Origin of the sequence: Amycolatopsis pigmentata (genome assembly GCF_042684065.1) — a bacterium.
Lineage (GTDB): Bacteria > Actinomycetota > Actinomycetes > Mycobacteriales > Pseudonocardiaceae > Amycolatopsis_E > Amycolatopsis_E pigmentata.
In genome coordinates, this window is the sequence record NZ_JBHUKR010000023.1 from 281,617 (window position 1) to 289,929 (window position 8,313).

The window sequence follows — 8,313 nt, forward strand, 5'->3', positions numbered from 1 at the left end:
CGCAACGACATCACCACCTGGTGGCGACGCCTCCTCCACACCCTCCACCGCCAACCACCGTCTGTCCCGTCGTCGTGCCCTGAACCCGGAGCGGGTCTTCTGGCAACCGCAGGACAAGCAGCCACGGACGACCCGGCCGCCCTCGACCACCTGACCACCTCACAAGCCGCGGTCGCCGTCACCCAGGCCATCTCCACAACCAGCCTCGCGCTCGCCGACCCCAGCCTCCCCGCCGACATCATGTGCTGACCCGCGTCGGCAACCGCCCATCTGTTCGGCGGCGTTTGAACCTGACCGCAGCGCGTGTCCGCATCGGTCTTCTCGTGCCGGATGCTCTTCATCGACCCGCGATGGCCGGACCGGTCTGGGGTGGGCTGATCGGGTACTGGTTGACGCACCGAGTTCCACATCGGGCCGTGTTCTCCTACGGTCAAGATCAGCGACAGGCAACTCGGCATTTTTGCGTGGTGACGGTCCAGACATTCTGAATTTGACGCCTTGCCAGAAGGGGTTTCCTGTTGCCCTTCTGATGGGAAACGGGAAACCCGGAGGCAATGGTGAGCGCGCCACCCATACTGTTCGGGGCAAAGCTGCGAGAGCTACGGCTCGCCGCAGGCTTGTCACTGAACGACCTGGCCGCCTTGGTCCACTACAGCAAAGGATACCTGAGCAAGATCGAGACAGGCCAGAAACAACCAACGGACGATATTGCCCGACGATGCGACGCGGCCCTGGGCACCAGCGGCGACCTGGTCACGCTGCTCCCTGGAAAACCGCAACACGGTCCGGCAGGGGAAACAAGTGTCGATGGCGAGGGGTGGACGATGACGCTGGTACCCGGGGGTGCAAGCTGGTTTCAACCGATGGACCGGCGTCAGGCGCTGGCGAGCGGCACCGCATCGATGCTGACCTTCGGTATCAGCGCCGGAAACACCCAGACGGCCTCCACGGTTCCGATCGACGTCTTCCGCGCCATGTTCGACCATTTTCGCCGGCTCGGCCAGTCGATGAGCCCGGCCGTGGTGTTGCCCGCGCTCGTCACCCATACCCACACACTGCGCGAACTCGCCCGCAACGCCCGTCCGGGGGAACGCGGCGAAGTCTTGACGCTGTGTGCCCGGTATGCGGAATACGCCGGATGGATGGCACAAGAATCAGGAAATGACCACGCCGCGCTGTGGTGGACCGACCGCGCCGTCGAGATGGCCGAGGCCGGCGGCGACCGCGAGATGGCGACCTATGCCGTGGTGCGGCGTGCGCTTGTCGCGTTCTACCGGGGCGACGCCCACGACACGATCGAGCTCGCGAAGCAGGCACAGAACCCGAATTCTTCGCACCGGATCAGGGGTTTGGCCGCGCAACGGGAGGCCCAGGGCCACGCGCTCGCCGGTGATTACGACCAGTGCATGCGCGGCCTGGACCGTGCAAGGGCGCTCCTGGCCGCGGCCACCAACGAATCGACGTTGCCACCGTTGGGGCCGACCAACGTGGCCGACCCGGTCGCGATGACAGAAGGCTGGAGCCTGCACGATCTCGGTCGCCCACATGAAGCCGCCTCCATATTGGACAGGGAGATGGACCGGATTCCCGGCCACGCTGTGCGCTCCCGCGCGCGCTACGGCGTGCGGCAGGCCCTGGCCCACGCGGCAAGCGGCGAGGTCGAACACGCCTGCGTGCTGACCGCGCGGATACTCGACCTTGTTGACGCCGCGGACTCAGTCACCGTCAACACCGACCTACAGCGCCTGGCCCGCACACTGGCCAGATTCCACACATCATCTGCGGTCAAAGCGATCCAGCCGCGCCTGGTCACCTCGCTACACCGCCCGTCCACTTAACACCTCCGCAAACCGATCTGTGAAGGGACATTCGTTACTCATGGGACGACCAACCGTGCCCGAGATCTTCGTCAACTACCGAACCGGTGACGGGGACCATGTGGCCGCGCTGATCGAACGAGAGCTCTCTCGCCGGTTCGGCAGTGACAGGATCTTCCGCGCCAGCAAGTCCATCCGGCCCGGCGAGAACTATCGCCACGCCTTGTCGACCGCCTCCAGCACCACCCAAGTCCTGCTGGTCATCATCGGCGAGAAATGGCTTACCCTCCCCGACGACAACGGCAATCCAGGACTGGACGACGAAGAAAACTGGACCCGCCGGGAAATCCTCAACGCCTTCGACCACGGAGCCTGGGTCATCCCGATTCTCATCGGACGAAAGACGCCGCGGTTGTCACCCCATTCACTCCCTGCCGCGCTCGCCCCGCTGGCCGACCAGCAGTCCATCACGCTGGACACCGGCGACCCCGATCCGGGCCTGGCCAAGATCGCGAAACGTCTCGTCGAACTGGTTCCCGGACTCGTCGACCGGAGTGTCGAGCGATCGGGCGATACAGGGCACACCCGCAACCAGCTCAACGGGACCGTGTCCGGCGTCTCGATCCAGGCTCGTGACTTTCAGCAGACCGGTGGCGCCGTTGGCCGAACTGTCATCCACAACGCCCACGGCCCGGTGCACACCGGCGACGGCGATCAGCACAACCAGTATCACTCGCCGACCTTCCACGGAGACGGGAACAACTACATCACCGGTAAGAACACCGGCGGTATCCACCAGAAGTTCGGGCGAAGCAGCGACAAGGACAACAACCAGTGACCGAAATCAACGACCTGCACGGTCCGGCACACTTCGGCAACGGTGACCTGTATAACGACTCCACCATCGTCCAGATCCTGGCAGACCTCAGACAACGCATCCCCCGCCTGATCCCCGAAGACGACCTGAAGTGGCTCGACCGACGTTTCGTAGCACCACCAAACCTGGCCGCTGCCCGCCACCGGCTGCATGACCACCGCACCGTCTTTCTTAGGGGACAACCCGGCAGTGGTCGACTCACCGCGGCCAAGATGCTTCTCCACGAACTACGCGACCAATCCGGCCCGTTCACCCCGCTACCCGAAGAAGACGACCTCAACCCCAACGACGTTCATCCTCAAAGCAGACTCCTGCTCGACCTCTCCCATTCCGACACCGCGATCGTGAACGCACGACGAGCGCAACTGCCCACCATGCGTGCAGTCCTGCCCGAGCGCCACGCGTACCTGGTCGTTGTACTCCCCGACAACGTCGATCCGCACGCCGACCTGGACCTACTCCAGCACACGGTGCCCATCGGGAAGCCGCTCGGTGACCTGGTGCTCCGGCGCCATCTCGACGCCGACGGCATCCACCTCACTGATGACGACCTCGCGCTCCCCGCGCTCAAAGCCCACATCGACGGCCCCATGCGCGACATCGCCGGCCTTGCCATCTCGGTACGTCAGGCCGCCGCGGCGAACCCCCACGCCAGCACAGCCGACTGGCTGGAGGGGGCCATCGCGGTCAACGACCGCACCGTCGAGGTGGCACAACGAATAAACGACCGTCCCTCGATCCGAGACCGTGCGGTCCTGCTGGCCACCGCGATGTGCCCCGACGCAACCAGAGACGCCGTGTTCTTCGCCGCCCAAAAATTGCTCGACGTCGTCGGACCGCCTACCGGTGAACGACCCAGACTGGAACAGGACGGCTACCTCAAACAACTCACCACCCTGGAAATCGAGGTCAACGACGAACGAGTCCGGTTCGCCAGCTTCCACTACGACCACACCGTCCGCGTTCATTTCTGGGACAACTACCCTGACCTGCGCGCCTCGTTCTGCGCATGGACCGACCACCTCGTAGAACTCCCGTGGCTGACCTTCACGGAACGGGAAGACCTGCTCGACCGCTTCCTCGAACAAGCACTACGCACCAACTGCGCCAACGAAGTAGCGAACCTGGTCAATCGGTGGGCGAACGCACAAGTACGTGGCCGCCCCATACGCCTGCGGTTCGCCGCGCAGGCACTCACCACCGGCCTCAACGATGACGACCACGGCCGATGGTTCCGGGATCTCGTTTACGCGTGGGCCACCAGCAATCAACTACCCCACTATGTGGGATCGCTGCTGGTGCGTGTGTGCACCGAGGTGATAGCCCCTCTCTACCCCGAACAGGCCGTGGTCCGACTACATCAACGAGCCAGAAGAGAGGGTACGAACGCCCCGCCGCCCACAGCCAGAGACGCATTGCGCGAGCTAACGACCAATGACCCAATCCTGTTCCGCTTTCTCCTGCAACGGATCGTCGACCGAATCGAGAAACAACGATCACCCGTCGACCAGGCCTTGTTCCTCGATCTGATCAACTCGCCCACCCTCACCGACACACACAACCGCACCCAGCCCCTCGCCGCGGACCAGACCGTGCACGCGCAACTCGTACGCGGCTGGTACACCATCCTGCGACAAGATCCCGCTACGGTCTCCCACGCGGTCCGTCGCTGGCTGTCCACCGCAGCCGATACCCACGACCCCCAATTGTTACTTCACATCATCGTGGACGCGGCCGATCACGATGTACAGCGCTTGGCCACGCTCCATGTACTGGCACGCGACTGGAGCCACACGCTCAACCCGCGCTCCAACCTTCCACGAATTCTTACCCGCCTTATCGACGCCACCCAAGGAATCCACCCACTCGGGGACCGACTCCACCAAGGAAACAACACCATGACCAGACAAAACCGCATCCTCGCGGCTGGACTCGCGACCGCCTTCGCGCTCCCGCTCGTCGCCGGCCTGCTCCTGAATTGGCCATTCTGGATCACCGCGCCAATACTCGCCACGGTCCTCGCCGGAATATACCGAAAACTCGTACACCCCACCTACACCATCACCGACCACGTCGGAGAACTTCTCGACACAGCCGGACTCCCCTCCAACAACCCCATTCGCGACCTTACCGCGCACCGAATCGCAGAACTGATCGAAGCCAGCGGCAACACTCGTGTGGCCACCGAAATACGCCGCGAATTCGACCCCCCACGTCCTTGACTCAGTTTGACAAAGCCCGTTCCACCACTCCCATAAGTTCAGCCAACGTCGCCCCCGCGCCAGCGGGGATGGTTCGACCACGGGGCGGTTCTTCCTGAGCGCGGCCCTGTCGCTCCCGCGCCAGCGGGGAACGCCGCCGTACGGGCCCTACCGCGGCCGAGGAACGCTCGAACCGACCATGAGCTGCCTTCCGTGCCGCAGCGGTGCGCGCCGCACGGTCCTTCGTATTGGCCCACGACACATGCGCCGCGAGCTTGGCCCGCAGGATGCGCTGGGCCGGTGTCATTCCCGCCATACCCACCACCCCACCGCACCCCTGTCACCCGCCCACTACCGCGCCGGCAACCGACCACGGTGCCCGTACCCGATCACCAAGGCGCATCGTGCGGCCCTCGGCAATTTCCGCACAACGATCTCTCCCGAACCGCTGTACCGTCCAGACGTCCAGATCACGCACCCGACCGGTACGATGAGCGAACATGATCAACAACGGGGAGGGCACCGTGAAAGACCCGTTTCCGCCCCAGGGCGTCGACCTGGAGCGGCCGAGCGTGGCCCGGGTCTACGACTGGTACCTCGGCGGCACCGCGAACTGGGCGATCGACCGGGAGTTCGGCGAGAAGGTCCTCGCCTCATTCCCCCTGATCCGCCCCATCGCCATCGCCAACCGACTGTTCCTGCACCGCGCCGTACGGCACCTGGTCGGACTGGGCATCCGCCAGTTCCTCGACATCGGATCCGGCGTACCGACCATGGGACACACCCACCAAGTCGCCGGCGAGATAGCGCCCGACTCCCGCGTCGTCTACGCCGACTACGAACCCGTCGCCGTGGCCCACTCCCAGATCCTGCTCGAAAAACACGGAGACCCGGCACGCCACGCCGCGATCAACGCCGACCTGCGCGACCCGGACAAACTCTGGCAACAAGCCATCGACACCGGAGTACTCGACCCCAACCAGCCGGTGGCGCTGCTGATGGTCGCGGTACTCCACGTCCAACAACCCGGCCCGGACGGCACCGACATCGGACCCGACGCCGTAGCCCGCTACCGGGAACTGCTGCCCTCCGGCTCCTACCTGGCCCTCTCCCACATCTCCGACGACGGCGTACCACCCGAAGTCGGCAAAGGCCTCGTCGACCTCAAACGGATGTACGACGCATCCAGCAGCCCGGTGATCTGGCGACCCCGCAACGAGTTCCGGTCGCTGTTCGGCGACTTCGACCTCATCGAGCCCGGACTGGTATGGACACCCGACTGGCACCCGGAGGCGAGCAGCCCCGATGCTCCGGAGATCGAATTCGACACCCCCTCGGAATCGGTGATCCTCTGCGGCGTCGGCCGCAAACCCTGACCGACACCAGCGCCCGCCACACAGACCGGCACTCTCCGCAGCGCGAGCGCTCCGCGTCCGCGACGACGGTCCTGTACGGCCACTTCGACCGTCACGTTGCGCTGTGCCGGTGGCATCCCTTCCATCACCACCAGCACAGCGCCCCCTGCCATCCACCGCCAACGGCGACAGACGATGGCCGACTGCGTTCTACACCCGGTCACCATCAGGGGTCCCACCCGGAGTCCACTCAGTGAGCCAGGCTTCCAGGTCAGGGAATCTTGGGTCGGCCGAGATGACCTCGGCGATGCCGACATAGGTCCGGCCCGGGACCGTTGGACGGGTTCCACAGCATGTCCGGGGCGTTCCGGAGTTGAAAACTGTAACTCATCAGAAAACTCCAACAAGATGGTCAGGCCAGGGCGGGTAGGTGGCTCCTACTTCAGTGCAATGGTGTGCCCCCTCCGGCCGTATCTACAGGCCGCGCTGGGAATCGTCCAGCGGGTCGACCGATGTACTTGCGCGGTCGAGTATCTCCAACGTCACCAAAATGAACCCACCGACTGGCGGGCGGCGTCTTCGGCTTGCTTCTGCGTGACTGTTAAACGCGTCCGCCGCTAAATTCTTTGCGGCGTTCGCCAGATAGCCATTGATCTCGGCCACATGCGCAGAGGCGTCGGCGTCACGCGGTTGGGCTGGAATTGACCAACGTTGGCCGCCCGGAGGCAGCGGCCCACACGCCTGCGCCTGACTCTCAGCGTTATTCCGGCGTGGGCCGTCGTCATGTGTCCTGTCGGTGATGTTGGCGTGACTGGTCAAGTGACCGGCCACGGATGATGGTCAACTGGACGCGCCGGAGAACCTCAAGGTCGACGGTGGGGTCACCCGCGACGGCGATCAGGTCCGCCGTGTAGCCGGGAGCGATCCGCCCCCGACGAGCTCCCACCCCGAGCGCATCGGCGGCCACTTGCGTGGCGGAGGCAAGCGCGTCGACGGCCGACAGACCGCAGCGCTGCAACAAAAGCAGCTCATCGACCAGGTCTCCAAATCCCACGTCTCGCCAACCCGCGTCGGTGCCGGCAATGAGTCGCACGCCGGCGGCGTAGCAGTCGCCGACACTGCGGATCACCGCGTCAGTCCGCCGCAGAGCGTCGTCGAGGTCGGCGCGCGCCTGGCTGTCCGACGGCGAGTCTCGTAGCCGGCGGCGGAGCAACGGGACACGGTGGGCGGTAGCCCAGATCGTCGGACAGATAACGACGCCGGTTGCCGCAAGCCGCTCCAGTGTCGCGCCGTGCGCCAAGGTCGAGCCCGGCTGATACAGCCATCCGTGTTCGAAGTGACGAACTCCGGCGTCGAGTCCAAGCGAAATGGTGTCGGCATTAAGAGCGTGCACCGTGACCGGGAGCCCGTGAGCGCGGGCGGTTTCGACCACTGCTCGCAGTTCGTCGGCGGTGTATGTCGAGACCAACGGATCTGTTCCCGGCGTGCCGCCGCCGCATCCGATCACTTTGATCCAGTCGACGTTCGCCTTGGCCAGGTCGTGGACAGCCTCCCTCAGCCCCCGCACCCCGACGACCTCCCGGCCCACACTGTGGGCATGGCCCCTTGGCGGCGTGAGCGACGGTCCAGCGACCAAGCAATGTGGCAGTCCCGTCGTGGCCGTGTCGCGTAGCCGGATCATGCTGTCACCCGGGCTCCCGCAGTCCCGGACTGTCGTGATGCCCGCTTGTGCCGCACAACGTAAGTTGCCCGCCGCGACGTCGGAAAGCTCTTGCGGCCCGTTCGATAGGGACGTCCCGCCGCGGAGTGTCGCGTGGACATGAGAATCGATCAGCCCGGGAAGCAACGTCGCTCCGGGAAGGTCCATGACCATCGTCCCTGGCCCGTGCGCGGGGTCTTGGTGCGCCCCGACCGTGGTGATCACTTCGTCGGTGATCAGTACCCGCGGGGATGTCAGCCGGTTCGCTCCGTCAAACAGGGCGTCGGCGCGCAGTAGCAGACTGCTCACTAGGCCACCATCCCTTCTGCAGCCCGGGCCGATAGGGTTGTGATCCCTCGGTCCC

5 protein-coding genes are annotated in these 8,313 nt (G+C 65.0%); 4 read left to right on the plus strand and 1 reads right to left on the minus strand.

Annotated features, from left to right (window positions below):
- Positions 1-554 precede the first annotated feature (554 nt).
- The 4 genes from ACFSXZ_RS36815 (at position 555) to ACFSXZ_RS36830 (ending at position 6,271) form a co-directional block, all read left to right on the plus strand.
- A complete protein-coding gene (locus ACFSXZ_RS36815; RefSeq protein WP_378270732.1) occupies positions 555-1,838 on the plus strand; it encodes a helix-turn-helix domain-containing protein in 1,284 nt (427 codons plus the stop codon).
- 40 nt (positions 1,839-1,878) lie between these two features.
- On the plus strand, positions 1,879-2,655 hold the full coding sequence (locus tag ACFSXZ_RS36820; RefSeq protein WP_378270733.1) for a TIR domain-containing protein: 777 nt from the start codon (positions 1,879-1,881) through the stop codon (positions 2,653-2,655).
- Positions 2,652-4,916 carry a hypothetical protein gene (locus ACFSXZ_RS36825; protein WP_378270735.1) on the plus strand — a complete coding sequence of 755 codons (2,265 nt, stop codon included), beginning with the start codon at positions 2,652-2,654 and terminating at the stop codon, positions 4,914-4,916. Before ACFSXZ_RS36820 ends, ACFSXZ_RS36825 begins: the two co-directional genes overlap by 4 nt.
- Positions 4,917-5,395: 479 nt before the next feature.
- Positions 5,396-6,271 (plus strand): SAM-dependent methyltransferase, encoded by an 876-nt coding sequence (locus tag ACFSXZ_RS36830; protein ID WP_378270737.1) that lies wholly within the window; start codon positions 5,396-5,398, stop codon positions 6,269-6,271.
- 760 nt (positions 6,272-7,031) lie between these two features.
- Here the strand turns inward: ACFSXZ_RS36830 and ACFSXZ_RS36835 are convergent.
- Positions 7,032-8,123, minus strand: coding sequence for an amidohydrolase family protein (locus ACFSXZ_RS36835; RefSeq protein ID WP_378270748.1), 1,092 nt, complete (start codon positions 8,121-8,123; stop codon positions 7,032-7,034).
- Positions 8,124-8,313: the final 190 nt, after the last annotated feature.

Bases quoted from the DNA above. Each gene is read 5' to 3' on its own strand.
- ACFSXZ_RS36815 (WP_378270732.1), top strand. From the start codon at position 555: ATGGTGAGCGCGCCACCCATACTGTTCGGGGCAAAGCTGCGAGAGCTA.
- ACFSXZ_RS36820 (WP_378270733.1), top strand. From the start codon at position 1,879: ATGGGACGACCAACCGTGCCCGAGATCTTCGTCAACTACCGAACCGGT.
- ACFSXZ_RS36830 (WP_378270737.1), top strand. From the start codon at position 5,396: ATGATCAACAACGGGGAGGGCACCGTGAAAGACCCGTTTCCGCCCCAG.
- ACFSXZ_RS36835 (WP_378270748.1), bottom strand. From the start codon at position 8,123: ATGGTCATGGACCTTCCCGGAGCGACGTTGCTTCCCGGGCTGATCGAT.